General features: G+C 62.7%; 29 protein-coding genes and 1 pseudogene. 16 read left to right on the plus strand and 14 right to left on the minus strand.

Annotated features, from left to right (window positions below; genetic code table 11):
* The 3 genes and pseudogenes from IDM28_RS06250 to IDM28_RS06260 all read right to left on the minus strand — a co-directional run.
* Positions 1-213 (minus strand): annotated as a pseudogene (locus IDM28_RS06250) (DUF2892 domain-containing protein); the annotation flags it as partial.
* 84 nt (positions 214-297) lie between these two features.
* Positions 298-768: an RNA methyltransferase gene (locus IDM28_RS06255; RefSeq protein ID WP_101317494.1), complete on the minus strand. Its 471-nt coding sequence runs from the start codon at positions 766-768 to the stop codon at positions 298-300.
* 60 nt (positions 769-828) lie between these two features.
* The gene (locus tag IDM28_RS06260) at positions 829-1194 is read right to left on the minus strand and encodes a YajD family HNH nuclease (protein ID WP_101317496.1); all 366 of its coding nucleotides are present in this window, start codon (positions 1192-1194) and stop codon (positions 829-831) included.
* A gap of 132 nt (positions 1195-1326) precedes the next feature.
* Between IDM28_RS06260 and IDM28_RS06265 the strand changes: the two genes are divergently transcribed.
* Complete coding sequence (locus tag IDM28_RS06265) at positions 1327-1605, plus strand: hypothetical protein (RefSeq protein WP_101317498.1); 279 nt, start codon at positions 1327-1329, stop codon at positions 1603-1605.
* Here IDM28_RS06265 and IDM28_RS06270 read toward each other — a convergent pair.
* Entirely contained in the window at positions 1602-2069 is a 468-nt protein-coding gene (locus IDM28_RS06270; RefSeq protein ID WP_101322960.1) for a cyclic nucleotide-binding domain-containing protein, read from the minus strand. The genes IDM28_RS06265 and IDM28_RS06270 overlap by 4 nt on opposite strands.
* 91 nt (positions 2070-2160) lie before the next feature.
* Positions 2161-4200: a S9 family peptidase gene (locus tag IDM28_RS06275; RefSeq protein WP_188035566.1), complete on the minus strand. Its 2040-nt coding sequence runs from the start codon at positions 4198-4200 to the stop codon at positions 2161-2163.
* Between the two features lie 124 nt (positions 4201-4324).
* Between IDM28_RS06275 and IDM28_RS06280 the strand changes: the two genes are divergently transcribed.
* Genes IDM28_RS06280 through IDM28_RS06305 form a run of 6 tightly spaced genes read left to right on the plus strand, consistent with a single transcriptional unit; the run spans position 4325 to position 8557 of the window.
* Positions 4325-4822: an MFS transporter gene (locus IDM28_RS06280; RefSeq protein ID WP_181106042.1), complete on the plus strand. Its 498-nt coding sequence runs from the start codon at positions 4325-4327 to the stop codon at positions 4820-4822.
* Between the two features lie 15 nt (positions 4823-4837).
* A complete protein-coding gene (locus IDM28_RS06285; RefSeq protein ID WP_101317504.1) occupies positions 4838-5611 on the plus strand; it encodes a class II glutamine amidotransferase in 774 nt (257 codons plus the stop codon).
* Between the two features lie 9 nt (positions 5612-5620).
* On the plus strand, positions 5621-6142 hold the full coding sequence (locus IDM28_RS06290) for a DUF2937 family protein (RefSeq protein ID WP_188035567.1): 522 nt from the start codon (positions 5621-5623) through the stop codon (positions 6140-6142).
* A gap of 59 nt (positions 6143-6201) precedes the next feature.
* Positions 6202-6954: a 5-oxoprolinase subunit PxpA gene (locus IDM28_RS06295; protein WP_188035568.1), complete on the plus strand. Its 753-nt coding sequence runs from the start codon at positions 6202-6204 to the stop codon at positions 6952-6954.
* Positions 6951-7646 (plus strand): 5-oxoprolinase subunit PxpB, encoded by a 696-nt coding sequence (pxpB, locus tag IDM28_RS06300; RefSeq protein WP_188035569.1) that lies wholly within the window; start codon positions 6951-6953, stop codon positions 7644-7646. Before IDM28_RS06295 ends, pxpB begins: the two co-directional genes overlap by 4 nt.
* Positions 7643-8557 carry a biotin-dependent carboxyltransferase family protein gene (locus tag IDM28_RS06305; RefSeq protein WP_188035570.1) on the plus strand — a complete coding sequence of 305 codons (915 nt, stop codon included), beginning with the start codon at positions 7643-7645 and terminating at the stop codon, positions 8555-8557. The genes pxpB and IDM28_RS06305 overlap by 4 nt, the downstream gene beginning before the upstream one ends.
* Positions 8558-8572: 15 nt before the next feature.
* Here IDM28_RS06305 and IDM28_RS06310 read toward each other — a convergent pair whose 3' ends face one another.
* The 3 genes from IDM28_RS06310 to IDM28_RS06320 all read right to left on the minus strand — a co-directional run bounded on the left by IDM28_RS06310 (position 8573) and on the right by IDM28_RS06320 (position 11817).
* On the minus strand, positions 8573-9751 hold the full coding sequence (locus IDM28_RS06310) for a vWA domain-containing protein (RefSeq protein ID WP_150571489.1): 1179 nt from the start codon (positions 9749-9751) through the stop codon (positions 8573-8575).
* Between the two features lie 12 nt (positions 9752-9763).
* Positions 9764-10609: an AAA family ATPase gene (locus IDM28_RS06315; protein ID WP_101317515.1), complete on the minus strand. Its 846-nt coding sequence runs from the start codon at positions 10607-10609 to the stop codon at positions 9764-9766.
* A 134-nt stretch (positions 10610-10743) separates the two neighbouring features.
* Positions 10744-11817: a DUF748 domain-containing protein gene (locus IDM28_RS06320; protein ID WP_188035571.1), complete on the minus strand. Its 1074-nt coding sequence runs from the start codon at positions 11815-11817 to the stop codon at positions 10744-10746.
* A 125-nt stretch (positions 11818-11942) separates the two neighbouring features.
* Here IDM28_RS06320 and cysK point away from each other — a divergent pair, with 125 nt between their 5' ends.
* Together cysK and IDM28_RS06330 are read left to right on the plus strand one after the other, a co-directional pair.
* Positions 11943-12917, plus strand: a complete 975-nt coding sequence (gene cysK / locus IDM28_RS06325; RefSeq protein WP_103436487.1) for a cysteine synthase A — start codon at positions 11943-11945, stop codon at positions 12915-12917.
* Positions 12918-13146: 229 nt separating this feature from the next.
* A complete protein-coding gene (locus IDM28_RS06330; RefSeq protein WP_188035572.1) occupies positions 13147-14082 on the plus strand; it encodes an aspartyl/asparaginyl beta-hydroxylase domain-containing protein in 936 nt (311 codons plus the stop codon).
* A 1-nt stretch (position 14083) separates the two neighbouring features.
* Here the strand turns inward: IDM28_RS06330 and IDM28_RS06335 are convergent, their stop codons facing one another.
* Positions 14084-14554, minus strand: coding sequence for a DUF4265 domain-containing protein (locus IDM28_RS06335; RefSeq protein WP_101317523.1), 471 nt, complete (start codon positions 14552-14554; stop codon positions 14084-14086).
* On the minus strand, positions 14551-15447 hold the full coding sequence (locus IDM28_RS06340; RefSeq protein WP_188035573.1) for a DMT family transporter: 897 nt from the start codon (positions 15445-15447) through the stop codon (positions 14551-14553). The genes IDM28_RS06335 and IDM28_RS06340 overlap by 4 nt, the downstream gene beginning before the upstream one ends.
* A 114-nt stretch (positions 15448-15561) precedes the next feature.
* Between IDM28_RS06340 and aceK the strand changes: the two genes are divergently transcribed.
* Positions 15562-17280 (plus strand): bifunctional isocitrate dehydrogenase kinase/phosphatase, encoded by a 1719-nt coding sequence (gene aceK, locus IDM28_RS06345; protein ID WP_188035574.1) that lies wholly within the window; start codon positions 15562-15564, stop codon positions 17278-17280.
* 3 nt (positions 17281-17283) lie between these two features.
* Here aceK and IDM28_RS06350 read toward each other — a convergent pair whose 3' ends face one another.
* Entirely contained in the window at positions 17284-18153 is an 870-nt protein-coding gene (locus IDM28_RS06350) for a DUF6279 family lipoprotein (RefSeq protein WP_188035575.1), read from the minus strand.
* Positions 18154-18282: 129 nt separating this feature from the next.
* Between IDM28_RS06350 and IDM28_RS06355 the strand changes: the two genes are divergently transcribed.
* Complete coding sequence (locus tag IDM28_RS06355) at positions 18283-19119, plus strand: S1 RNA-binding domain-containing protein (RefSeq protein ID WP_103436493.1); 837 nt, start codon at positions 18283-18285, stop codon at positions 19117-19119.
* Here the strand turns inward: IDM28_RS06355 and IDM28_RS06360 are convergent, their stop codons facing one another.
* Positions 19120-19500 (minus strand): hypothetical protein, encoded by a 381-nt coding sequence (locus tag IDM28_RS06360; RefSeq protein ID WP_150571494.1) that lies wholly within the window; start codon positions 19498-19500, stop codon positions 19120-19122.
* A 255-nt stretch (positions 19501-19755) separates the two neighbouring features.
* Here IDM28_RS06360 and IDM28_RS06365 point away from each other — a divergent pair, with 255 nt between their 5' ends.
* The 3 genes from IDM28_RS06365 to def all read left to right on the plus strand — a co-directional run bounded on the left by IDM28_RS06365 (position 19756) and on the right by def (position 21738).
* Positions 19756-19935 carry a CsbD family protein gene (locus IDM28_RS06365; RefSeq protein WP_101317536.1) on the plus strand — a complete coding sequence of 60 codons (180 nt, stop codon included), beginning with the start codon at positions 19756-19758 and terminating at the stop codon, positions 19933-19935.
* Positions 19936-20245: 310 nt separating this feature from the next.
* On the plus strand, positions 20246-21202 hold the full coding sequence (locus tag IDM28_RS06370) for a YihY/virulence factor BrkB family protein (RefSeq protein ID WP_101317538.1): 957 nt from the start codon (positions 20246-20248) through the stop codon (positions 21200-21202).
* Positions 21202-21738 (plus strand): peptide deformylase, encoded by a 537-nt coding sequence (gene def / locus IDM28_RS06375; RefSeq protein WP_101317540.1) that lies wholly within the window; start codon positions 21202-21204, stop codon positions 21736-21738. Before IDM28_RS06370 ends, def begins: the two co-directional genes overlap by 1 nt.
* Here def and IDM28_RS06380 read toward each other — a convergent pair.
* Positions 21693-22061 carry a GNAT family N-acetyltransferase gene (locus tag IDM28_RS06380; protein WP_150572036.1) on the minus strand — a complete coding sequence of 123 codons (369 nt, stop codon included), beginning with the start codon at positions 22059-22061 and terminating at the stop codon, positions 21693-21695. The two genes, def and IDM28_RS06380, sit on opposite strands and share 46 nt — an antisense overlap.
* Positions 22062-22389: 328 nt before the next feature.
* Between IDM28_RS06380 and IDM28_RS06385 the strand changes: the two genes are divergently transcribed.
* The gene (locus tag IDM28_RS06385; protein ID WP_101317542.1) at positions 22390-22647 is read left to right on the plus strand and encodes a DUF2790 domain-containing protein; all 258 of its coding nucleotides are present in this window, start codon (positions 22390-22392) and stop codon (positions 22645-22647) included.
* Here the strand turns inward: IDM28_RS06385 and IDM28_RS06390 are convergent, their stop codons facing one another.
* The gene (locus tag IDM28_RS06390) at positions 22648-24009 is read right to left on the minus strand and encodes a PLP-dependent aminotransferase family protein (RefSeq protein WP_262500006.1); all 1362 of its coding nucleotides are present in this window, start codon (positions 24007-24009) and stop codon (positions 22648-22650) included.
* Positions 24010-24083: 74 nt separating this feature from the next.
* Between IDM28_RS06390 and IDM28_RS06395 the strand changes: the two genes are divergently transcribed.
* Complete coding sequence (locus IDM28_RS06395; RefSeq protein WP_101317544.1) at positions 24084-25037, plus strand: threonine dehydratase; 954 nt, start codon at positions 24084-24086, stop codon at positions 25035-25037.
* Positions 25038-25159 lie beyond the last annotated feature (122 nt).

Here is a 25159-nt window from a genome sequence, read left to right on the forward strand (position 1 = left end):
ACGATGACGCAGCCACCAGGCCTTGGTCGCACAACGGCCCTTGACCCCGCGTGCCAGCGCCAGGCCGCCAACGGCAACCTGCAGCAGGCCGATCACGCCGCCATGGCGCATACCTTTGCTGATCATCAGGGCGCCACCGGCCAAGGAACTGGCGCGTTCCCAGCCATGCACGTTCTTTTCCTCGGTATGGGCATTGGAATCTAGATCAAGCATGAGCAGAGCCTCCAGGTAGGTTGGTAAATAACTGACCCTGGCGGTTGTCGCGCCGTTCATTTCATATGCCCAGCGGCCTGCCTGTTACTTGAATTTAGGCCCCGAGCGGGTGTTCAGGCCCTTGGCCAGGCGGTCGTAAAGCACCACGTTGACGGTTGCCGCAAGGTTCATGCAGCCTTCGGTGGGGATATAGATGGTTTCTTCGCACCAGGCGCGCACGTTTTCGTCGAGGCTGCCGTCTTCCGGGCCGAAGATATAGATGGCGCGATCAGGGTGGGTGTATTCAGGCAGGGGGCGGGCGCCGTCGACCAGCTCCACCGCCACCGGCGTGCAGCCCAGCGGGATGATGCGTTGCAGGTCGTCGATGCCGATCAGCGGAATGTCGTAATGCACCCGCTTGGTGTCGGTGACGAAATCACGCGCGCGCTCATACCGCTTGCCGGTGTAGAACACCGAACTGACGCCGTAACAACCCGCAGCGCGCATCACCGAACCGACGTTCTCTGCAGACTTGGGGTTGAACAGCCCGATGCAACTGTACCGTTTGTTCGCCACGTGCCGGGGCCCTTCGCAAAAAAAGACGCGATTATACGGGGTTGCCCGACCGCTGTGGGCTCAGTCTTTCTTGAGCAGACCGGCCAGCCCGGCGAACGGGTTGTGGGTAGCCTTGGCGATGCTCGGGGTGGCCGTCGAGCCTTCGCTGAAGTACTGCTGATCGGTGTAGCGCGAGTGCTCGTTGTCGTGGCAGTACAGGCACAACAGCTCCCAGTTGGAGCCGTCCTGGGGGTTGTTGTCGTGGTTGTGGTCGCGGTGGTGCACGGTCAGTTCGCTCAGGCGCTTGCCGGCGAACTCACGGGCGCAGCGGCCGCAGACGTGCGGGTACATCTTCAGGGCCTTGTCGCGGTAGCCCATTTCCTTGTCGCGCTTGGCGTCGGCGATGATGCGGTCCAGGCGGGCGGTGGCGGAGAGGGTGGAACTCATGGTGTGACCTTTCTTGTAATCAGGCTGATGACGGTTATGGCGTTGAGTCTAGCGTGGTTACAGGCCAGGCGGACAGGCAAAAACCCGCAGATGGGCGTAGCCTGTAGATGAATTTTCGACAGGAGGTTGCCGATGCTCCACGCGATCCTCAGCGTACTGATCCTGCTCGCCGCGCCGCTGGCTGACGCTGCCGGGCAACAGCCACGCATTAGTACGCCGGTGCCCGGTGCTCCGGGTACCGCCACGCCCACGCCGTATCCGCAGATCACCCCGAGCGCGCCACCCAAAGCCTACGACAATCAACCCGGTGGGCCGCTGTTGCCACCGATGCCGCTGCCTAGCCCGCGCCGGGACGAGCCGCTGCCCGGCTTGCAGCAGGACGCGCCCAGGCCGCAGGGCAAAGACGACTAGACCTGCGCCAGGCGCTGGCCGTCCTGCATGCGCAGGCGTTTGGACAGCGCCACGGCGAGTGCGCGAATGATCCGCGCAGCAATCCGCGGCGCTTCGTTGAGCATCTTCTCCAGCGAATCCTTGCCCAGCGTCAGCAGCTGGCATTCGCTGGCGGCCACGCAACTGGCCGAGCGCCGCTCGCCGTCGAGCACCGCCATTTCGCCAAAGGCGCCACGGCGCAATACGGCGATTTCGACGGCCTGGCCACTGCTGTCGGTCTTGCGCACCGAAACCTGGCCGCGGTGCAGAATGCACATGAACGTGCCGGCGTCGCCCTCGGCAAAGATAGTCTCGCCGGCGCTCATGTTGCTCAGGCTGAAATAGCCGGCAGCGGCAGCAAATTCGCTGGCCTGCAAGGTGTCGAACAGGCCGCAGTCCATGAGCATGTCGCGGATTTCGGCATTGAGGTGGGAATGGTCGGACATGGTCTGGTCTTCTGCGCTTGGCGTGGCAGCGTTGATCACGCGGCCACGCAAGATTGTTCACGGTTGTGCATAGGACAACAGCAAAGCCGGTTTACACCACGCCGAGCTCATTGAGTACGAACGCATATTCCAGCGCCACATCGCGCAGCCCCTGATAGCGGCCGCTCATGCCACCATGGCCTGCACCCATCTCGGTCTTGAGTAGCAGCAGGTTGTTATCGGTCTTGAGCGTGCGCAGGCGTGCTACCCACTTGGCTGCTTCCCAATACTGCACACGGCTGTCGTTGTAGCCGGCCACTACCAGCATCGCCGGGTAGGCCTGAGCCTTGACGTTTTCATAGGGCGCGTAAGCCTTGATTCTTGCATGCACCTCGGGTTGTTCAGGGTTGCCCCACTCGTCGTACTCGGTCACGGTCAGCGGCAGTTCAGGGTCGAGCATGGTGTTGAGCACATCGACGAACGGCACCTCGGCAATCGCGGAGCGGAACAGCTGCGGGCGCAGGTTGAGCACCGCGCCGATCAGCAATCCACCGGCGCTGCCGCCGCTGATCGCCAGTTGTTCCGGGCGGCTGACACCGGTTGCGATCAGGTGCTCGGCGCAGGCGATGAAGTCGTCAAAGGTGTTCTGCTTGTGTTCTTGCTTGCCAGCGCGGTACCAGGCCTCACCCAGCTCGCCGCCGCCGCGCACATGGGCAATGGCAAAGGCCACGCCGCGCTCGAGCAGGCTCAGCCGCGCATGGGAGAACCACGGGTCGAGGCTTTCGCCATAGGCGCCGTAGCCATACAGATAGAGTGGCACCGTCTTGCCGACGTCGTCGCGGCGGCGTACCAGGCTGATCGGGACTTGGGTGCCGTCGTTGGCAGTGGCCCACAGGCGTTCGCTGACATAGGCGTCGGCGTCAAAGGCACCGAGCACCGGGGTCTGCTTGAGCACTGACTGCGCGCCGTTGGCCAGTTCCAGCTGGCGCACCTGGGCCGGGCGATTGAGTGCCTCGTAGCGCAGGCGGATGCGCGTGCTGGCAAATTCCAGGCTGTCTTGCACGTACAGGCTGTAGGCCGCATCCGGCAGCTCGACGCGGTAAGGCGCCTGGCCTTGCGGGCGTACTTCAATGATGGGCAGGCCGCCTTCACGCAGGCTCAGCGCCAAGGCACTGGCATTCAGGCTGAGGCCTTCGAGCATGATGTTGTCGCGGTGGGCTACCAGCACCTGCCACTGTGCACGGCTGGGGACTGCCGCAGAGGGCGCCTGGTACAGGGCGAAGTTGATACCGTCCTGGTTGCTGCGGATAAACCAGCGCCAGTCGCCATCGAGCTGGCCGTGATCGGGGAAGTATTCATGGCCTTCTTCGCGTGCAGCCAGGCAGGTGAACTCGGCCAACGGCGTCTCGGCATCCAGCACCCAGGCTTCGCTGGTGGTCTTGCTGTTGAGCAGCAGGATCAGCTGGCGCTCGGAGCTGGCTCGGTAGCAGTGCAGAAAGAAGCGCCCGTCGTCTTCTTCGAACACCGTATGCGCATCAGCCTCGCCCAGGCTGAACCGGCGCAGGCGGCAGGGGCGATGGGTGTCGTCGAGTTCGGCGAAGAACAGCGTGCGGCTGTCGTTGGCCCAGGTCATGCTGCCGTCGCAGTCCTCGAAGGGCAGGGTGGTGATGGCGCCAGTGGCCAGGTCCTTGACATACAGCGTGTAGGTTTCTTCGCCATTGGTGTCGAGGCTGTAGGCCAGCAGCTGGTGGTCGGGGCTTACATTGAACGCGCCAAGCGACAGGAAGCCGCCGGCCGCCAGCTCGTTCGGGTCAAGCAACAGCTGTTCGGCGCTGGCGTCGACTGTGTTGGAATCATCTGCCGGGCGTGGGCAGCGGTAGTGGCGCGGGTACTCATCGCTAGCAGTGGTGCGGGTGTAGTACAGCCATGGCCCCCACGGCGAGGGCAGCGACAGGTCGGTTTCCAGAATGCGCCCTTTGATTTCCTCGAACAGCTTCTCGCGCAACGGCGCCTGATCGGCCAGGCAGGCCTCCTGATAAGCGTTTTCGGCCTGCAGGTAGGCGAGCACTTCGGCGCTGTCGCGCTGCTGCAGCCAGGCGTAAGGGTCGTTACCGGGGGCTTGCTGGGCGATCGGGGCAGTAATAGCGGGCATGTATGGTCTCTGGCGAAAGCGAATAGGGCCGGGCGACAGTGGCACCGGTGATCACGGGCAGACAGGCACCTGTGCCTAAAAGTGTTTATCATAGGCATCTCTTCGCCTGGCTTGCACGAACACCATGACCGAGAACGACTATACCCTTGCCTGGGGCCTGTATGCGGTGGCCGCCATCGGCTGCCTGCTGGTGACCTTCAAGCTGACTGGCTGGATGTGGCGCTGGCTGCGCGAACCGCTGCGGGTGCTGGTTGCGGTGCTGCTGCTGACGCCGACGATTGTCGACCCGGTCAAGGAAAGCTTCGCCCCGGCCATTGCCATCAGCGCGCTGGATATCGCCTTCAAGGTTGGCAACAACGCCTGGCGCGCGGCGTCCGATCTGGCCATGTACGGCATGATCGCCTTTGCTTTGTATCTGTTGTTCGTGCTGTTGCGCTGGCCGCTGGAAAAACGCGCCCGTGAGCGCCGCGAGCAAGCTGATGCAGCTGCCAGGCGGCAAGCCGCAGAAGACAGCGAAGTGCTGGTCGAGGCGCCGGTTGCCGCCGATCGCCACGACCGTTACCGCAATGATCCGCCGGCACCGGCCGCGCCTGGCCGTGGCCGGGTCGAGCCACGTCTCTGAGGGGAGCTGCAAGGCATGTGCGAACTGCTCGGCATGAGTGCCAACGTCCCCACTGATATCGTTTTCAGTTTTTCCGGGCTGATGCAGCGCGGCGGCCGCACCGGGCCGCACCGCGATGGCTGGGGCATCGGCTTTTACGAAGGGCGCGGCCTGCGCGTGTTTCAGGACCCGGCAGCGAGCAGCGAGTCGGAAGTCGCCAAGCTGGTGCAGCGCTACCCGATCAAGAGCGAAGTGGTGATCGGCCACATCCGCCAGGCCAACGTCGGCAAGGTCTGCCTGAGCAACACCCACCCGTTCGTGCGTGAGTTGTGGGGGCATAACTGGTGCTTCGCACACAACGGCCAGCTGCCGCAGTTCAGCGGCCAGCGCACCTTCTACCGGCCGGTCGGTGATACCGACAGCGAAGCGGCCTTCTGCGACCTGCTCAACCGCGTGCGCGATGCCTTCCCCGAGCCGGTCGAGGTCGAGCAACTGCTGCCGGTGCTGGTCGAGGCCTGCGCCGAGCACCGCAGCAAGGGCGTGTTCAACTGCCTGCTGAGCAACGGCGACTGGCTGTTCTGCTTCTGCTCGACCAAGCTGGTGCACATTACCCGCCGCGCGCCGTTTGGCCCGGCCCGGCTCAAGGACGTCGACATGATCGTCGACTTCCAGGCCGAAACCACGCCCAATGATGTGGTCACGGTGATCGCCACCGAGGCCCTGACCGAGAACGAAACCTGGAACCGCTACGAACCCGGACAATGGGCGTTGTGGCGGCATGGCGAATGTATCGCCCACGGGCAAAGCTAAGGACGCGGCATGTTCAGAAGTTATCTGCGGTTGCTGTTGTTCACCTGCGGCCTGCTGGCGGGCATTCAGGTCCCTGGCCTGGTCAAGGATTACGGCCAGCGCGTCGAGGCCCGTGTGCTCGAGTCGCGCGAGGCCTTGTCCGGCTTCCAGGAAACCGCCCAGCGCTTCTTCAAAGGCGACCTGCAAGCGCTGCTGCAGCATTACCGCACCAGCGAGGATCCGGTATTCATCAGCGATGCCAACAGCATCGAGAGCCTGCTGGTCCGCAACCAGTTACTGGAAAACGAGTGGCAGGCCATGCAGGGCTCGTGGCTGAGCCAGAGCTGGCACGTGCTGGCGCAGGCTGACCCGCAATTGCGCGAAGAGACCTTGAACAGCTACAGCTACCAGATTCTGCTGGTGCCCGAAGCCATCGGCTGGGGCCTGAGCGCAGGCTTTGTGCTGGCGTTCGTGGTCGAAAGCGTGCTGGTGCTGCTGGGCTGGGTCATCCTTGGCGGGCGGCGCGAGGTGGTCAAGGAAAGCTGGCGCTAAGCCGGCTGGCCGCCTCGGCGCCGCCGTACTCTGTTCTAGTCGATTCAGGAGTCCGCCAGATGCAAACCCTGCTTCTCAACTGCGACATGGGTGAAAGTTACGGCAACTGGCGCATGGGTCTGGATGCCGAGGTCATGCCCTACATCGACTGCGCCAATATCGCCTGTGGTTATCACGCGGGCGACCCGAGCATCATGCGCCGCACCGTGGCCCTGGCCCTGCAGCATGGTGTGACCATTGGCGCGCATCCGGCCTATCCGGATCTGGTCGGCTTTGGTCGTCGCTCGATGGCCTGCAGCAATGAAGAAATCCGTGATCTGTTGCACTACCAGATCGGTGCACTGGACGGCATCTGCAAGGTCCAGGGCGGGCGTGTGGCCTACGTCAAACCGCACGGCGCGTTGTACAACGACATGATGGCCGACCCAGTGAAGTTGCGCGCTGTGCTCGAAGCCGTAGCCGCCTACGACAGCAGCCTGCCGCTGATGCTGATGGCTACTGCTGATGACCGTGCGGCGCAGCAGCTGGGCGAGGAGCTGGGTGTCACCTTGTGGTTCGAGGCATTTGCCGATCGTGGCTACACGGCCAGCGGCCACCTGCTGTCGCGGCGGCTGCCGGGGGCAGTGCACCATGAGCCGGCGTTGATCATCGAGCAGGCGCTGCGCCTGGCCCGTGGCGAGACGTTGCTGGCAGACGACGGCAGCGCGCTGCGACTGAACGCCAGCACTTTGTGCGTGCACGGCGACAACGACAGCTCGCTGGCGGCGGTACGGCAGATTCGCCAGGCCCTGGATGCACTGGTGCAGCCATGAACCTGCGCATCGAGGCGGTGGCCATCGACAGCCTGATGGTGCGCTTGTTCGATCGCATAGATGAAGCCAACATGCCGTGGATCCTCGCTGCCAGCCAGCGCCTGAGCAGTGCCCTGGGCGCCGATCTGGTTGACCTGGTGCCGTCCTATACCACCGTGATGGTGCAGTTTCGGCAGTCACCGACTGCGGCGCGAGGGCTGATTATCGAAGCGCTGCAAAATCTGCAGCCGGATGCAGGCGCGGCGGGGCGCAAGCACGAAATTGCCGTGTGGTATGACCCCAGTGTCGGCCCCGAGTTGCCATTGCTGGCAGCGCGCAGTGGGCTGTCCGAGGCCGATGTGGTGCGCCTGCACAGTGAGCGTGAATACCCGGTATTTGCCCTTGGCTTTGCCCCAGGGTTCGGCTTCATGGGGCTGGTCGATGAACGCCTGGCCACGCCACGGCTGAGCACTCCGCGCAAGCGCGTGGCCGCTGGCAGCGTCGGCATTGCCGAGCGCCAGACGGCGGCCTACCCAGCAGTGTCGCCGGGCGGCTGGAACCTCATCGGGCGCACGCCGGTACGTTTGTTTGACCGCGAGCGCGAGGGCTACAGCTTGTTGCAGCCGGGTGACCGTGTGCGTTTCGTCGCGGTGGACCACGCCGAATTCATCAGCCTGGGTGGCGACGACAGCCCGCTGGAGGGTCAGGCATGAGTCTGTTGATCGAGGCCAGCACGCCGCTGTGTCAGCTGCAGGATGGCGGGCGCTTTGGCGTGCGCCATCTCGGCGTGACCCAGGGCGGGGCGCTGGATTGGGTGGCGCTGCACTGGGCCAACTGGCTGCTGGATAACGCCTTGCAGGCGCCGGTGGTGGAAATTCCCTTGGGTGGTTTCAGCGTGCTCGCCCAGCGCGACTGCTGCCTGGCCTTGGCGGGCGCTGATCTGGATGCACGAATCGATGGCCAGCCGCTCAAGCCCTGGCGCAGTTTTCATCTGCGTGCGGGGCAGCGGCTGAGCTTTACCCAGCCTCTGCACGGTGCTCGTGCTTATCTGGCTGCGCTTGGTGGTTTTCAGGCCGAGGCGGTAATGGGCAGTTGCGCCACGGTGGTACGCGAACAGCTGGGCGGGCTTGATGGCCAAGGTTCGGCGCTGATCAAGGGGCAGTTGCTGGCATGCGCCGAGGGCCTGCCGGCCGAGCGCGAGGTGCCAGCACAATCAAGGCCGGTGTACGCCGCCAAGCCTGCGCTGGATCTGGTAATGGGCGCACAACTGGGGCAGTTCAGCGGCACCAGCCTGTTCGAGGCGTTCAACCGGGACTGGACCCTGGACAGCCGCGCCGACCGCATGGGCATGCGCCTGCTCGGGCCGCAACTGGTGTACCAAGGCGAGCCGATGATCTCGGAGGGTATCCCTCTGGGCGCCGTGCAGGTGCCACCGGATGGCCAGCCAATCGTGTTGTTAAATGACCGGCAGACCATTGGCGGCTACCCGCGGCTGGGTGCATTGACGCCCTTGGCGCTGGCCCAGTTGGCCCAGTGCCTGCCGGGGGGGCAGCTGCGCTTCAGGGCGGTGCTGCAGGAGTTCGCCTGGCAGGAGCAGCAGGCTTACCTGCAACGCTGGGGCTGATCTGAACGGCCGGGGTTACTTGGCCAGGTACTTCATGGCGTCTTCCAGGCCGTGCAAGGTCAGCGGGTACATCTTGTCTTCGATCAGCTCGCGGATCAGGTGAGTCGACGTGGTGTGCTCCCAGGCCTGTTTGGGGTACGGATTGATCCACACCACCTTCTTGAATTTTTCCTTGATCCGCCGCACCCAGACATACCCGGCTTCCTCGTTCCAGTGCTCGACACTGCCGCCGGGCTGGGTAATTTCATACGGCGCCATGGCCGCGTCGCCGACGAACACCACCTTGTAATCATCGCCGTACTTGTGCAGCAGGTCGAAGGTGGCGAAGCGCTCGGCGTTGCGCCGCAGGTTGTTCTTCCACACCGACTCATACACGCAGTTATGGAAGTAGTAATACTCCAGGTGCTTGAACTCGGTCTTGCACGCTGAAAACAACTCCTCGCAAATGCGCACGTGGGCATCCATCGAGCCGCCTATGTCAAACAGCAATAGCAGCTTCACCGTATTGCGCCGCTCCGGGCGCATCTGGATATTGAGCAGGCCGGCATCGCGGGCGGTGTGGTCGATGGTGCCGTCGATGTCGAGCTCTTCGGCCGCGCCCTGGCGAGCGAACTTGCGCAGGCGGCGCAGGGCCAGCTTGATGTTGCGCGTGCCCAACTCGACCTGATCATCGAGGTTCCTGTACTCGCGCTGCTCCCAGACCTTGACCGCCTTGCCGCGGCGCTCGCCGGCGTCGCCAACGCGAATGCCTTCAGGGTTGTAGCCGCCGGAGCCGAACGGGCTGGTGCCGCCGGTGCCGATCCACTTGTTGCCACCGGCATGGCGTTTTTTCTGTTCTTCGAGGCGTTTCTTGAATTCTTCGATGAGCTTGTCCAAACCGCCCAACGACTGGATCTGCGCGCGTTCCTCATCGGTCAGCGAACGCTCGAACTCCTTGCGTAGCCAGTCTTCAGGGATCAGCGCCTCAAGGTGCCGGTCGAGGTTTTCCAGGCCTTGGAAGTACGCTGAAAAAGCCCGGTCGAACTTGTCGAAGTGGCGTTCATCCTTGACCAGAATGGTCCGCGCCAGAAAGTAGAACTCGTCCATGTCGGCGAATACCACCCGCTGCTGCAGGGCATTGAGCAGGTCGAGCAGTTCACGCACCGACACCGGCACCTTGGCCGCGCGCATTTCGTTGAACAGGTTGAGCAGCATGACTGGCTCCTGTCAGCGATTACCGCGCCGGCTCATGAACGCCAGGCGCTCGAGCAACTGCACGTCCTGCTCGTTCTTGACCAAGGCGCCGGCCAGCGGCGGGATGGCCTTGGTCGGATCACGCTCGCGCAGGACCGCTTCGCCGATATTGTCGGCCATCAGCAGCTTGAGCCAATCGACCAGCTCGGAGGTCGAGGGTTTTTTCTTCAGGCCCGGTACCTTGCGCACATCGAAGAACACATCCAGCGCCTCGCTGACCAGCGACTGCTTGATGTTCGGGTAGTGCACATCGACGATCTTCTGCAAGGTGTCGCGATCAGGGAAGGCGATGTAGTGGAAGAAGCAGCGGCGCAGAAACGCATCCGGCAGCTCTTTTTCGTTGTTGGAGGTAATGATGATGATCGGGCGCTGCTTGGCCTTGATGGTCTCGTCGATTTCGTAGACGTAGAACTCCATCTTGTCGAGTTCTTGCAGCAGGTCATTGGGAAACTCGATGTCGGCCTTGTCGATCTCGTCGATCAGCAGAATGACCCGCTCTTCAGCCTCGAAGGCTTCCCACAACTTGCCCTTTTTAAGGTAGTTCCGCACATCGTGGACCTTGTCCACACCCAGCTGCGAGTCGCGCAGGCGGCTGACCGCATCGTACTCGTAGAGGCCTTGATGGGCTTTGGTGGTGGATTTGATGTGCCAGGTGATCAGCTTCGCGCCAAACGATGCCGCCAGTTGCTCGGCGAGCATGGTCTTGCCGGTGCCGGGCTCGCCTTTGATCAGTAGCGGGCGTTCGAGGGTAACTGCCGCATTGACCGCCAGTTTCAGATCATCGGTGGCGACGTAGTCGCGGGTGCCTTCGAACTTCATCAACCAATCCTCTGCAAGTGTCTGGGCCGGCCCAGGCAAGGCTATCTAAATGTGTACTGGACTATACGCCGCACCTGGGCAGCTGCAAACGCAGACCGGGTATTCAGTCTCTGAATGGTGCGTCGCGCCGCCTTTCATTCAGTGTCAGGCGCGGGCCTTTCATAGCGCGCACTGAACGCCTGGATGAAGCCATTGCGCAGGATCTGCAGAAACGCCTCGAAGCCATTGATGTTCTGCTGATGCACACTGCCGCTGAGCTCGACGCGGGTGGCGAACTGGTTTTCCGGCTGGTTTTTCAGCACGGTTTCGGTAGTGCCGACCACCGCTTCCCAGATCGAACGGAAAAAGCTTTTGTCTTTGTTCTCGACGTCTTGCTGCCAGTTGAATACTTCCACATTGCGCAGCAGCGGTTTGATGTAGCCCTTTAGTCGGCCTTTTTCGGCCTGAGCCTCGATCACCACGTCGCCATTGCCGGCATTGAAGTCGAACTTGCCATAGGCACTGGCGAAGTCATTCATCTTGCGCAGTTCAATGCCAGTAGCGCGCAGGCGGAACTCGAAATCATCGAAGTCGCTGAACGGGTCAAAGGTCGCCTTGCTCTCGACCTTGGCATCGCCGAGCAGGCGCGCGGTGCCTTCGAAGCTGGCGTCGCGGCGGCCCTCGGCATCGCGCACATTGGTCAGGTTGCGGATGCTCGCCTTCAACTGCGTGGCCTTGAGCGTTACCGGCGGCTTGGAGTTGAAGTTGCGGAAGGTCAGCGTACCGTCATCGATGCGCACTTCGTTGAGGGTGATCGGCAGCAGTTTTTCCAGCTGCTGGCGCCAGTCGGTGCCTTGACCGGTCTGCGAGTTCTGCTTGTTGCCACCGTCGACGAAGTTAAGCTCCGGGCGCAGGAAGGTCACCTCGGCCACCACTGCGTGGTCGTACCACAGCGAATGCCAGCTCACCGAAAAGTCGACTTTCGGCGCATCGACAAACGGCACCGGTACCTTGCCAGTGGTCTTGACGATCTTAAGGCCGTTGATCTGGTAGGCGCCGCGCCACCATGCCAGGTCGACGTCGCTGACCTGGCCGCGGTAATCACCCATGTCGGCCAGTTTTTCGTTCAAGTAGTCGCGCATCAGGTAGGGCAGGGCCAGGTGCACGGCAAGCAGTATCACAAGCAGGCTGACCAGGGCGACCAGTGGCCGGCGATAGCGGGCTGTCATGAGGGCTCTCCAAAGCAGGTTGAGCGGTTGACCGCAGGCATCGCCGGGGAGTTCGACCGGGCTTTACGCTGCTGGCGGGCAGGCTTACCCTTGAGGCTTTCCCCGCTCGGTTAAGGACCCTGCCAATGAGCCGTATCTACGCAGACAACGCCCATTCCATCGGCAACACGCCGCTGGTGCAGATCAACCGCATCGCCCCGCGCGGGGTGACCATCCTGGCCAAGATCGAGGGGCGCAACCCCGGCTACTCGGTCAAATGCCGGATCGGCGCGAACATGGTCTGGGACGCCGAAGGCAGTGGCAAACTCAAACCGGGCATGACCCTGGTCGAGCCGACTTCGGGCAACACCGGTATCGGCCTGGCCTTCGTTGCCGCCGCCCGTGGCTACAAGCTGCTGCTGACCATGCCCGCTTCGATGAGCCTGGAGCGGCGCAAGGTGCTCAAGGCGCTGGGCGCCGAGCTGGTGCTGACCGAGCCTGCGCTGGGCATGAAAGGCGCCATCGACAAGGCCAACGAAATCGTTGCTTCGGACCCGCAGATGTATTTCCAGCCTGGCCAGTTCGACAATCCGGCCAACCCGGCTATCCATGAAAAAACCACCGGCCCGGAAATCTGGAACGACACCGACGGCGCGGTTGACGTGCTGGTTGCAGGCGTCGGCACGGGCGGCACCATCACTGGTATTTCCCGTTACATCAAGCACACCCAGGGCAAGCCGATCCTGTCAGTTGCGGTCGAGCCGGTGGCCTCGCCCCTGATCACCCAGGCGCTGGCCGGCCAGGAGCTCAAGCCCAGCCCGCACAAGATTCAGGGCATTGGCGCCGGGTTCATCCCGAAGAACCTTGATCTGTCGATTGTCGACCAGGTCGAGACGGTCAGCGATGACGAAGCCAAGGCCATGGCCCTGCGCCTGATGCAGGAGGAGGGCATTCTCTGCGGTATCTCCTGTGGTGCAGCGATGGCTGCGGCCGTGCGCCTGGCCGAAAAACCAGAGATGACCGGCAAGACCATTGTGGTGATCCTGCCCGACTCGGGCGAGCGCTATCTGTCGAGCATGCTTTTCTCTGACCTGTTTACCGAGCAGGAAAACCAGCAGTAAAATCCTGTGTCATGGCGGCTCTTGAGCAAACCGAGAGCCGCCTTGGATTCCCGGCGCAGGGCGTGTACCGCGCAATTGCCTGACCCCGCGCAATACCCCGCGAAAGCCTTTATTACAAAATCTTCAACATTGCTATCCGGCGCAACCTGTTTTTACTGCGGGCGGATGGGTTTATGATGTTCGGCTATCTGCAAGTGATGGCCTGATTTCCTACTCCAAGGAGTGTTGCATGAGCTTTTCCTTCGTCGCCAAGGCGGGTGTCCTGCTGGTGTTCTTCGGCAGCGTGCTGTACGTCCATTTGCGCGGCAAGGCGCGCTTGCCCGTGCTGCGCCAGTTCGTCAACCATTCGGCGCTGTTCGCCCCCTACAACAGCCTGATGTACCTGTTCTCCGGCGTGCCGTCCAAGCCATACCTGGATCGCCAGCGCTTCCCTGAGCTGGATGTGCTCAAGGACAACTGGCCGGTGATCCGTGAAGAGGCCATGCGCCTGTTCGACGAGGGCTACATCCGCGCCGCCGAAAAAGACAACGACGCAGGCTTTGGCTCCTTCTTCAAGAAGGGCTGGAAGCGCTTTTACCTGAAGTGGTACGACAAACCGCTGCCGTCCGCCGAGGCGTTGTGCCCGAAGACCGTCGAGCTGGTCAGCAGCATCCCCAGCGTCAAGGGCGCGATGTTTGCCCTGCTGCCAGGTGGTAGCCACCTGAACCCACACCGCGACCCGTTCGCCGGTTCGTTGCGCTATCACCTCGGGCTGTCCACACCCAACTCCGACAACTGCCGCATCTACGTCGACGGCGAGCCGTATGCCTGGCGTGACGGGGAAGACGTGATGTTCGACGAGACCTTTGTGCACTGGGTCAAGAACGAGACCGACATCACTCGGGTGATCCTGTTCTGTGACATCGAGCGGCCGCTGACCAGCCCGCTGATGACCCGCATCAACCGTAAGGTCAGTGCCTTCCTCGGCCGTGCTACTGCACCGCAGAACACCGATGACGAGCGCGTCGGCGGGATCAACCAGGCCTATGCCTGGAGCAAGCGCTTCAGCAACAAGCTCAGCACCCGGGTCAAACAGTTCAAGCGCGCCAACCCGAAGGCCTACCGCATTCTGCGGCCGATCCTGGCCGTACTGGTGGCTTACCTGCTGTATCGCTGGTTGTTCTGACTCAGCGAAACTCTGCGGGGATGGCGTGGCGCAACACGCCTTCCTCGAACTCCAGCGTTCCAGCTTCGCGCTGGGTCAGCAAGTAATAGAGCAAGGTGTCGAGCGACTGCGTCGGCGGCACCTGCACCGCCAGCATCTTCACCGCCTGCTCCACTTCGCTGGGGCAACCGAACTCGCTCAGCGCTGCGCGCACCGGCTCCAACGCCCCAGCTAACTTGACCAGCACGCGAAACACGCTGGCGCCGCCACTGTTGCTCAACGCCGCAAACCACACCTCGCCATCGGCTTCGCTGACGCTGATCAGGTCGCCGGGGGCGATGCCGTAGGCGTAGAACGGGATGCTGTCGATCAGGTAGCCAGCCTCTGTCTGCTGCGCCCACAGGCCTTCCACCGAAGCCGGAGGGTAGCCTTGCGCATCCTGCTCCAGGCGGAACAGGATCTTTTTGAACACCGGCGAGTGCTCCGTGCTCATGAGCGCGCCTGCGCCAGCGCGCGCGGTGCAGGCCTGAGTACCAGCCACAGCGCGACGCCGATCAGCAGCCCGCCGTACAGGTGGCCCATCGACAGCGACTCATCCAGCAACCAGGCGCCCCACAGCACGCCGAAGACCGGGATCAGGAAGGTCACGGTACTGGCCTTGACCGGGCCGATCTCGGCCAGCAGGCGGAAGTACAGGATGTAGGCAAAAGCCGTGCATAGCAGGCCCAGCCCGAGCAACGACAACCACACCTGCCAGCCGCCCCAACTGGCAGGTGGCTGGCTGAGGGCGCTCCAGGCGAACAGTGGGCTCAACAGCAAGGTTGCGCCGAGCATGCTGCCCAGGGCCGACAGGCGGCTGTCCAGGCCGCTGATCCAGCGCCGCGCGAGGTAGCCGGCAAAGCCGTAGCAGGTGGTCGCGGCCAGGCACGCCAGCGCGCCTTGCACCAGGGCCAGGTCCAGTGCCACCGGGCCGGCGCCACTGAGGATGCCGACGCCGAGCAGGCCAAGAAAAATCCCCGCCAGCTTGCTGGCCGTCATTGGCTCGTGGAAGAACAGCGCGCCGATCAGCACGCCCATCAGCGGCGTGGTGGCGTTGAAGATCGCCGAGTAACCCGCAGGCAGCACCTGCGCGGCCACCGAGTAGAACGTCGCCGGGATGCCCGAGTTGATCATGCCCAGCAGCAGGCAGGCGCCGAGCTTGCCGTTGAACTGCCATGGCACCCGCGCCACGGTCAGGATCGCGATCAAGCCCAGGCACGCGATCGAGACCCGGAAAAACGCCGTCGGTACCGTGCCGAGCTCCGGGGCGATGATGCGCATGAACAGGAAACTGGCCCCCCAGACAGCGGCAAGGGTCAGCAGGCGGGCGAGGGCGATGGGGCTCACGGGGGTCTCCAGAATCAGGGCAGGGTGGGAGTGTACGTGAGTGCGCTGGGCAGGTTCTTGTCCTTTCTTGCTGCGCTACTAAGCTGAGCGCTTGAACCCTGCAGAGGCATCGGTATGTCCCAGCACTGGCCCGCCAGCGAAATCGCCCGCAGGGTACTCGATGGCTTCGATAACTACCGCGAGCACTTCCGGCAGATAACCCTGGGTGCGCGCGAGCGATTCGAGCGCGCTGACTGGCACGACAGCCAGCGGGCGGCAGCTGCGCGGATCAGCTTGTATGAGGAGAAGGTCGTCGAGGTCAATGGCTGGCTGCGCGAGGGATTTGCCGAGGCGCTATTGCTCGATGTCGCACAATGGCCGTTGGTCAAAAGCGCCTACATTGGGCTGATCAATCCGCGGCTGGACGATGAGTTGGCCGAGACTTGGTACAACTCACTGTTCTGCAGCCTGTTCAGCCATGACCTGATCAGCGACAGCTGCATGTTTATCCACACCACCCGGCCGGCCCTGCGCGACCATCAGCGCGCTGCGCAGACGCGCATTTATCAGGCCGACGGTAGCTTGAGCGGGTTGTTGCACCGGGTGTTTGCCGATTACCCGTTCAGTGTCGACTATGCGGACTTGCCCAGCGACGTCAGCCGCCTTGAACAGCAACTGCGCCGCAGCTTGCCCGACTGGGTGTGCAAGGACCCGAGCCTGGCACTGGAGCTGTTTGCGCCGGTGCTGTACCGCAACAAAGGTGCGTATCTGGTAGGCCGTTTGTACACCCGGGATGAGCAGTGGCCACTGGTGATCCCACTGCTGCACCGCGAAGGTCATGGCCTCGAGGCGGACGCGGTGATCACCGACGAAGCCGAGGTGTCGATCATTTTCTCTTTCACCCGCTCCTATTTCATGGTCGATGTGCCGGCGCCGGCGGAGTTCGTCAGCTTTCTCAAACGTATTTTGCCCGGCAAACATGTGGCCGAGCTGTATACCTCGATTGGCTTCTACAAGCATGGCAAGTCGGAGTTCTATCGGGCGCTGATCAATCATCTGGCCAGCAGCGACGACCGCTTCGTCATGGCGCCGGGTGTGCGCGGCATGGTCATGAGCGTGTTTACCCTGCCGGGCTTCAGTACGGTGTTCAAGATCATCAAGGACCGTTTCGCACCGTCAAAAACAGTCGACCGCGCTACCGTGATCGACAAATACCGCCTGGTAAAAAGCGTCGATCGGGTCGGGCGCATGGCCGACACCCAGGAGTTCGCCGACTTTCGCTTCCCGCGGAAAAAGTTCGAGGCCGCGTGCCTGGCCGAGTTGCTGGAAGTGGCCCCGTCCACCGTGGTGCTGGAGGGCGACACGGTGCTGATCCGCCACTGCTGGACCGAACGGCGGATGACGCCGCTGAATCTGTATCTGGAACAGGCCAGCGACGCCCAGGTGCTGGAGGCGTTGGAAGATTACGGCCTGGCGATCAAGCAGCTGGCGGCGGCCAATATCTTCCCCGGTGACATGCTGCTGAAGAACTTCGGCGTAACCCGCCATGGGCGGGTGGTGTTTTACGATTACGACGAAATCTGCTTTCTCGATGAGGTCAACTTTCGCCATATCCCGCCGCCGCGCTATCCCGAAGACGAGATGTCAGGCGAGCCGTGGTATTCGATCGGCATCCATGATGTGTTCCCGGAAGAATTCCCACCGTTTCTGTTCGCCGATATCGGCCAGCGCCGCCTGTTCAGCAAGCTGCACGGGGAGCTATACGACGCCGATTACTGGAAAGGGCTGCAGGCGGCCATTGCCGGCGGCAAGGTCATCGATGTGTTCCCTTATCGACGTCAGCCGCGCGAATGACGGTCAGCCCTTGAGGCATTTCAGTTCACTGAAGCTGGTGCGCACCTTGCTCAGGCGCTCTTGCAGGAACTGACGCTGGGCGGATGTGCTGTCCTTGATCAGGTCGACCAGCAGGCCGCGCGCCTGGAGTTCGGTGTTGTTGAACGCCTTGCGATAGTCCTGCGTCCACAGGCTTTCTTTGTGCTGCAGCAGCTGTGCGATGCGCGGTTCGAAGCTGGGCGTCGCACGTTGCTGCATGGCCAGCAGCAACTGTTGCTGCCAGTGCGCGCGGTTGGCGATCCACTGGCGGTTCTGGTCGCCCAAGGCTTGCGACCAGTTCTGCACGCGCAGGCGCTGGGCGGCGTTGAGCTCGCCCAGCCAGGGCTTGATGCGTTTCTCCATACGTTCGGCGCGTTTGCTGATCTGCTTGGCCAGCGGCGTGTCGACGTAGGTGCGCTGGCGCTCGCGGATGTCATCCGCGAATGCCTGGCGCATCTCTTCGACCTGCTGATCATCCATGCCGCGCAGCAGCTCGACGGCGGACGGAGTGATTGCTTCGGTGACCCGGGCAATCGCCTCGCGGGCCTCTGCTGTGCGCTGCTGCAAGGCCTGATCGGTGACTTGATCCTCGGCAACCATCGCACGCATGCGGTCGAGCCAGTCGAGGTAGCCGGGCAGCTGTGTGGTGCAGTGCCACGCCAGATGCGCCTGCAAGCGCTGGTCGAGCCAGTTTTTCTGCTCGCGGTTCATGTCCAGATAATCGCCCAGCGACCACGGCACCAGCGTGTCGAGGTTGCGATAGGCAAGGTCGATGCGGCTGCAGCCGAGCAGGGTGGCGGCGCAGAGCAGGGCGACAAGGCTGAAGCGCAGGGCGTTGGTCAGGCAGACAGGCATGAGCGAATCCTTGCAAGAGCGTGCCAGCAATAGACGCAGCGGCGGGTTTGCAGTTCAGTCGAACCAGCGGTCGGGCGAGGCGGCGGGTTCAGGTGTAGAATAGCCGCCTTGTCTTGAGGAACATCGGAAATGGCTCTACTTGGGCGTTACAACAGTTTGCAAATCGTCAAGCACGTCGAATTCGGCCTGTACCTGGATGGCGGCGCCGACGGCGAAATCCTCCTGCCGCGGCGTTACATCCCCAAGGATACGCCCACCGAGCTCGATGACTGGCTCAACGTGTTCATCTACCTGGACAGCGAAGACCAACTGATCGCCACCACCGAGAAGCCCAAGGTGCAGGTCGGCGAGTTCGCCAGCCTGAAGGTAAAAGATATCAATGGGGCTGGTATCTTCCTCGACTGGGGCCTGAGCAAAGACTTGCTGATGCCCTACTCGGAAGAGAAGCGCTCGCTGAAGATCGGCGATTACTGTGTTGTCCACGTCTACCTGGACAAACGCACCCGCCGCATCACCGCCACCGCGCGGCTGGACCGCTACCTCGACCTGACCCCGGCCGCGTACACCGCAGGCCAGCCGGTTGAGCTGCTGGTGGCCGATGAAACCGATCTCGGCTTCAAGGCGATCATCAACAACCGCCATTGGGGATTGATTCACAAGAACGAGATATTCAAGTTCCTGCGTTCGGGCATGCACGAGAAGGGCTTTATCAAGGAAGTGCGCCAGGACGGCAAGATCGCCCTGAGCCTGCAGCCGGTTGGTCAGGCCCTGGCCGATGGCCTGCAAGAGCAGATCATGGCCAAGCTGGAAGCTGCTGGCGGCACTCTGGCAGTGTGTGACAAGAGTGATCCGCAGGTGATCAGCGGCCTGTTCAACGTCAGCAAGGGCAACTTCAAGAAAGCCATTGGCGCGTTGTTCAAGGCCGGCCGTATCGTCATCCTTGACGATCGCATCGAGCGGGTCTGATCAGTCCTGGACGAAGGTGCGGAAGTCCAGCTGCTCGCCGCCCGGCCGGGTGTCGCGCAGCAGCGAATCGCGGTCAGCGCTGAGGGCCAGACTGATGGTCGAGCGGCGCTTGCCGGCGTTGCGCACTTCCAGTTGCTCCTGGTGCGCACGCAGGTAGTTGATCGGCACTTTCAAGTGCTGCAGCTCGTCTGACTCCGGGCTGTGCAGCAGCAGGTTGACCCAGTCAGGCTGGCCTTTGACCAGCAGCCGCATCGGGATGTCGAACCACCACAGGTTGCGCTTGGGGTCGAGGATGGCGAACAGGCAGTTGTCGCTGGTCAGCACCGGCCGGGCCAGCGCTTGGTTGCGCCGGGCGATGGCGGCGGGTTTGTCGAGTTTCATGCAGGTTCCTGCGGGTTGACGCTTGAGATGACCTGACATTGTGCGGGGTGGCGCGCGGGCGAGCAAGGCTTGCACACGCTGATGTCGCTTTACCCGGCTGCCTGCAATGGGCGGCAGTTTGCCGATGTTTCAGCGCCTGATGGTTTTGCGCGCAAGGCAATGATCGAGAAAAAAATGAAACTCTCGGCAAAAGCCACCGGTCGATTCGTATGTCGACGCGGTTATCTCGCGTCTTTGCCTAAAAGGAACTTCCCCATGAGTGGCACCAAAGACAAAGCGAAAGGCTTGGCCAACGAAGCGGTAGGTAACATCAAGCAAGGTGTCGGCAAGGTCACCGACAATGACAAGCTGCGTGCAGAAGGCAAGGCGCAGGAAGTCAAAGGCGAAGCACAGCAGAAAGTCGGCGATGTCAAAGACGCGGTTAAAAAGCCATAAGCGCTCATTCCTAGGAAAACGGCTATCCAAGGGTTGATGCCGGTAAGTTAAGGTTTGAATGCTGATTTTGGGGCTGCTCTGCAGCCCTTCGCGGGCAAGCCCGCTCCCACAGGATCGCGCACAGTCTGACTCCAGCACTGTACCTGTGGGAGCGGGCTTGAGCGAAGGGCCGTAGAGCGGCCCCAATTGCCTTTGATGAGCAATGAACAGCAACGCGCCTGGCGTGGTCTATTAGACTTGCATGCATACCATAAGGCCTGTCGCATCGTCGGCCGGCAGCCAAGATGATCGAGCGGCGAAAGGAGACGCTATGATTTTTAACGCCTTGCAGGGCCTCCCCCTGCACCGTGTGCTGGTGCGCACCGTCAGTGAGTTTCTCGATGACGAGATGTCCACCTACGCGTCGGCTCTGGCCTACCAGATGCTGTTTTCGCTGTTCCCGTTCCTGCTGTTCCTGATTGCCCTGATCGGTTTCCTGCACCTGCCTGACTTCTTCTCCTGGCTGCGCTTGCAGTCCGAGCTGGTGCTGCCGCCGCAGGCACTGGAACAGGTCAATCCGGTGATCGACCAATTGCAGCAGTCCAAGGGTGGCCTGCTCTCGGTGGGTATCGTGATTGCCCTGTGGACCGCCTCGGCCGGTGTGCGCTTGATGATGAGTGCGATGAACGCCGCTTACGACGTTCCGGAAGGGCGCCCGGTGTGGAAGCGCATCCCGCTGTCGATCTTCTACACCATCGGCATCGCCGGGATGCTCCTGGCAGCGGCGGCGTTGATGGTATTGGGCCCACAGGTAATGGAGTGGATTGCGGCCCAAGTGGGCATGCAGGAGTTCATCGTTACTCTGTGGACGATCGTGCGCTGGCCGGCAATCGTCGTGCTGATGATGGTCGCGGTGGCGTTGATCTACTACGTCATGCCGGACGTGAAACAGAAATTCAAGTTCATTACCCCAGGCTCGGTGCTGGCGGTGGTGGTGTGGATCATCGCCTCGCTGGGCTTTGGTTATTACGTCAAGACCTTCGCCGACTACAACGCCATGTACGGCAGCATCGGGGCAATTATCGTGCTGCTGCTGTACTTCTATATTTCAGCCGCCGTACTCTTGCTTGGCGCCGAGATGAACGCGGTGATCGAGCACATGTCCGCCGAGGGTAAAGACCCAGGCGAGAAGGACTTTGACGGCCACAAGCCGAAGGAGACCGTGTCTGTGCTGGGTCATGAGCGTCCGGTGGCGACCGAACCCCCGAGCCCAGAGCCGAACCGCTGATGATCCGTGACATCCTGAAAATGGGCGATGAGCGCCTGCTGCGCATCGCCCCGCCTGTTCCCGAACACCTGCTTGGCAGCGCCGAGCTACAGCAGTTGATCACCGATATGTTCGAGACCATGCACCACGTCGGTGGCGTTGGCCTGGCCGCGCCGCAGATCGGCGTCGACCTGCAACTGGTGATCTTCGGCTTCGAGCACAGCGAGCGCTACCCGGACGCCGAGGCAGTGCCGCAGACCATTCTGCTCAACCCGGTCATTACACCGCTGTCGAGTGAGACCGAGGAGGGCTGGGAGGGCTGTCTGTCGGTGCCGGGCTTGCGCGGTGTGGTGCCGCGGTTCACGCGCATCAGCTACAGCGGCATCGACCCTGAGGGCAACTTGATCGAGCGCGTCGCTGAAGGCTTCCATGCGCGGGTCGTGCAGCATGAGTGTGATCATCTGATCGGTCGCCTGTATCCATCGCGGATCCAGGACTTCTCCCGGTTTGGCTACACCGAGGTGTTGTTCCCTGGGCTGGACATCGGCGACGACTGATCACGGCCGAGCGCGACCAGGTTTTTGCTGCGCTGATAGCGCGCCAGACGCATGCTCAGCGCCTCGGGCAGATCATGCGCGGGGGCAAAGCCCAATCGCTGATAGAACGGCAGTAGCTCCGGGTGGCAGAACAGCCACACGGGGCCCGATGCAGTTGCCAGCGAGGCCTCGATCAACTGCCCAGCGATGCCACGCCTACGCCACTGTGGGTCGACCAGCAGCCCGGTCAGCCATTGACCGTGGCCCACCGGGCTCAAGCTCATCCCCGCAACGATTGCGCCCGCACGCGCTACCCACAGCGCGCCGCCGGCTGCCGAGCGCATGCGCGAGCCTTGCTGGCGATAGAAGTGATCAAGCAGGCGTTGCTCCAGTCCGCAGAGGGGCGCGTAGGTCAGGGCAGTCATCGTGTGTTCCAGTTCAGCGGTAGCGGGCGCCCGGGGGGCAGACTGTTGCACATTGCGCAAGGCTGTATGTCCTACCGTGGGGTTCAAGTATTGCGTAACAGGCGTAAAATTGTCTCATCCCCTCAGCAGTACGACAAAGCGGGACCGGTACTTCGTGCCATCGGTGCACTCGATGACAACTTCTCCGCGCCAATGACGGCGGACTGAAGTCAATCGCTCAGCTTGATCGCCTCAAAGGCCAACTCTCATGAAAGCTCTACTGATTCTTGCACTCTTCGGTGTGTCCTCGTTCGCCTTCGCAAAAGAGGCTCAACCGGTGTCCAGCCCACCTGTGGCGGTGCAATATGAATACGGCACCAACCTCGACATCAAACGTGTGATCAGCCTGTCGACCCTGCCCAATGTCTGCGATGTGGTGCCTGCCACCATGACTTACGAGGACCATCAGGGCCAGGTCCATACTCTGCAGTACCGGGCGATGGGTGAGGGTTGCAGCCAGGGCTGATCAGGCCTTGGCCAGTGCCTGACGGACGGCCTCCAGGCCTTGTTTGAGCTGTGCTCGGCTGGTGGCTGCCGACAGGCTGATCCGCACGGCCTTGACCTCATCCACACCAATCGCGAAAACGTTGCCGGGAACGACCTCGACCCCGCGCCTGCGGCAATCAGCGGCCAGCGCCTCGGCGCCGGCCGGTGCCGCTACCCATACGTGCGGTGAGGCCTGCCGGTCGTCGAGCAACGCCGCGCCCAATACACTGCGGGCCAGTCGCCAGCGCTCGGCGGTCTCCTGGCGGTTCCAGGCCAGGCGGCGGGCGGCAGTACCGTCGGCGATCCACTGGCAGGCGATATGCAGATCCAGCGGCGAGACCGACCAGTGACTTGCCTGGCTGTGCGGCTCGATCTGCGCGAGCAGGGACGGCTGGGCCACGATCCAACCCACGCGCAAGCCGGCGGCAACCGTTTTCGAAAGGCTGCTTACCAGAATTCCGCGCCCCTCAAGCAAGGGGTACAGCGGTGGCTGCTCGCTCAGTGCGCCGTACACATCATCTTCGATCACCAACAGCTGATGGCGTTTGACCACCTCGGCGATGGCCTGGCGGCGTGCCGCGTCCATGCAGGTTGAGGTCGGGTTGTGCAGGGTCGGGGTGATCACCAGCACGCGGGCGCCGCTGGCACGCGTGACGCGGTCCAGCTCATCCGGACGCAGGCCGTGCTCATCCAGCGCCACGCCGTGCACTGGCAAACGCAATTGCCGGCACGCCGCCTTGATCCCAGGCGCCGTCAGCGCCTCGACCATCACCGCTTCACCGTCCTCGCACACTGACTGCAACACGCAGTTCAGCGCGTATTGCGCGCCGGCACACAGCAGCAGCTCGTCGGTCGCGAGAGTCAAGCCGCGTTCGGCCAGCCAGCGTGCCCCGTGTACGCGCCCCGCCAGCAGTTGCTCAGGCCCCAGGTAATGCTCGAGCAAGCCAGACTGCTCGAGTTCTAGCAGCCTGTGCAGGCTGGCCTGCAGATCTCGGTTGTCGGGTTCGACCACTGGCACGTTGGTCGACAGGTCGATCACCGCTTGTTCTGCATCGTGGCGCTTGAGCCGGAACAGGGTGGCTTCCTTGCTGCCCGCCAGCACATAGGTACCACGCCCCACCGCGCCAGCGACCAGATGACGGGCAGCGGCTTCGCGGTAGGCTTGCTGGGTGGTGCTTGGGTTGAGCCCGAGCGCCCAGGCCAGGCGCCGCTGCGGCGGCAGGCGCTGGCCAACCTTGAGCTCACCGCGCTCGATGGCGTCGGCGATGGCATCGACAAGCGCCAGATAACGCGGCTGATCGCTGGCAGTCAGCGTCGGGATCCACATGAAATTGCCACCCATGCAATATATCGATTTACCCATACAATGCCCCGCGCCTAGGATCAGGGCAACTCACACGATGAAGGAAGATCGTCATGTTCGACCTGGCCGCACTGCGCGAAGCTGCTGATTTCGTCCACCAACACCTGCCCGCAACGCCGCAGCATGTCTGGCCGCTGCTGGCCGAGCGGGCCGGCTGCGAAGTGTGGGTCAAACACGAAAATCACGCCCCGACCGGCGCGTTCAAGGTGCGCGGTGGCCTGGTCTACGTGCGTTCGTTGTTGGCCCACGGGCAGCCGCCGAAAGGGCTGGTCACGGCCACACGCGGCAACCACGGCCAGAGCATGGCGTTGGCCGCGCGCCAGGCGGGTATCCCGCTGGTGATCGTCGTGCCGCAAGGCAACTCGCGGGAGAAAAACGCCGCCATGCGGGCCTTGGGCGCCGAGCTGATCGAGCATGGTGCCGACTTCGATCTGGCCCGCGAAGAAGCCGCGCGGTTGGCCAACGAGCTGGGCTACCAGATGGTGCCGTCGTTCCACCCGGAGCTGGTGCGCGGCGTGGCGACCTATGCCTTGGAGCTGTTCGATGCGGTCGCCGCGCTGGACTGCGTGTACGTGCCGATCGGCATGGGCTCGGGCATCTGCGGGTTGATCCAGGCGCGCAACCTGCTTGGGCTCAAGACCGAAATCGTCGGCGTGGTCTCGACTGCCGCCGACGCCTACGCGCAGAGCTTTGAACAGGGCCGCATCGTCACCACCGCCACGGCCAACACCTTTGCCGATGGCATGGCCTGTCGGATGCCGCACCCGGATGCCTTTGCCCTGATCCATCAGCATGCCGCGCGGATCGTGCGGGTGACCGATGACGAGATCGCCGAGGCCATGCGCATTTACCACGAAACCACTCACAACACTGCTGAGGGAGCTGGCGCTGCAGGTTTGGCTGCGCTGTTGCAGGAACGTGAGCGGCAGAAGGGCAAGCGCGTTGCGGTGGTGCTCAGTGGCGCGAATATTGATCGTCAACGTTATGCGCAGGTCTTGAGCGGCTGAATACCCAGACGGCGCTGGCGTACTCTTAAACGGGTAAGTGAAGATCGGCGCAACCGGGAAGCAGGCAATTTCTTCCAATACCGGCGCCGTTGGCCTGTGGCTTAATCAGCGCCTCCTGATCT

This window comes from Pseudomonas sp. EZ-C24, from assembly GCF_014525325.1.
In the GTDB taxonomy this organism is placed as follows: Bacteria; Pseudomonadota; Gammaproteobacteria; order Pseudomonadales; family Pseudomonadaceae; genus Aquipseudomonas; species Aquipseudomonas shirazensis.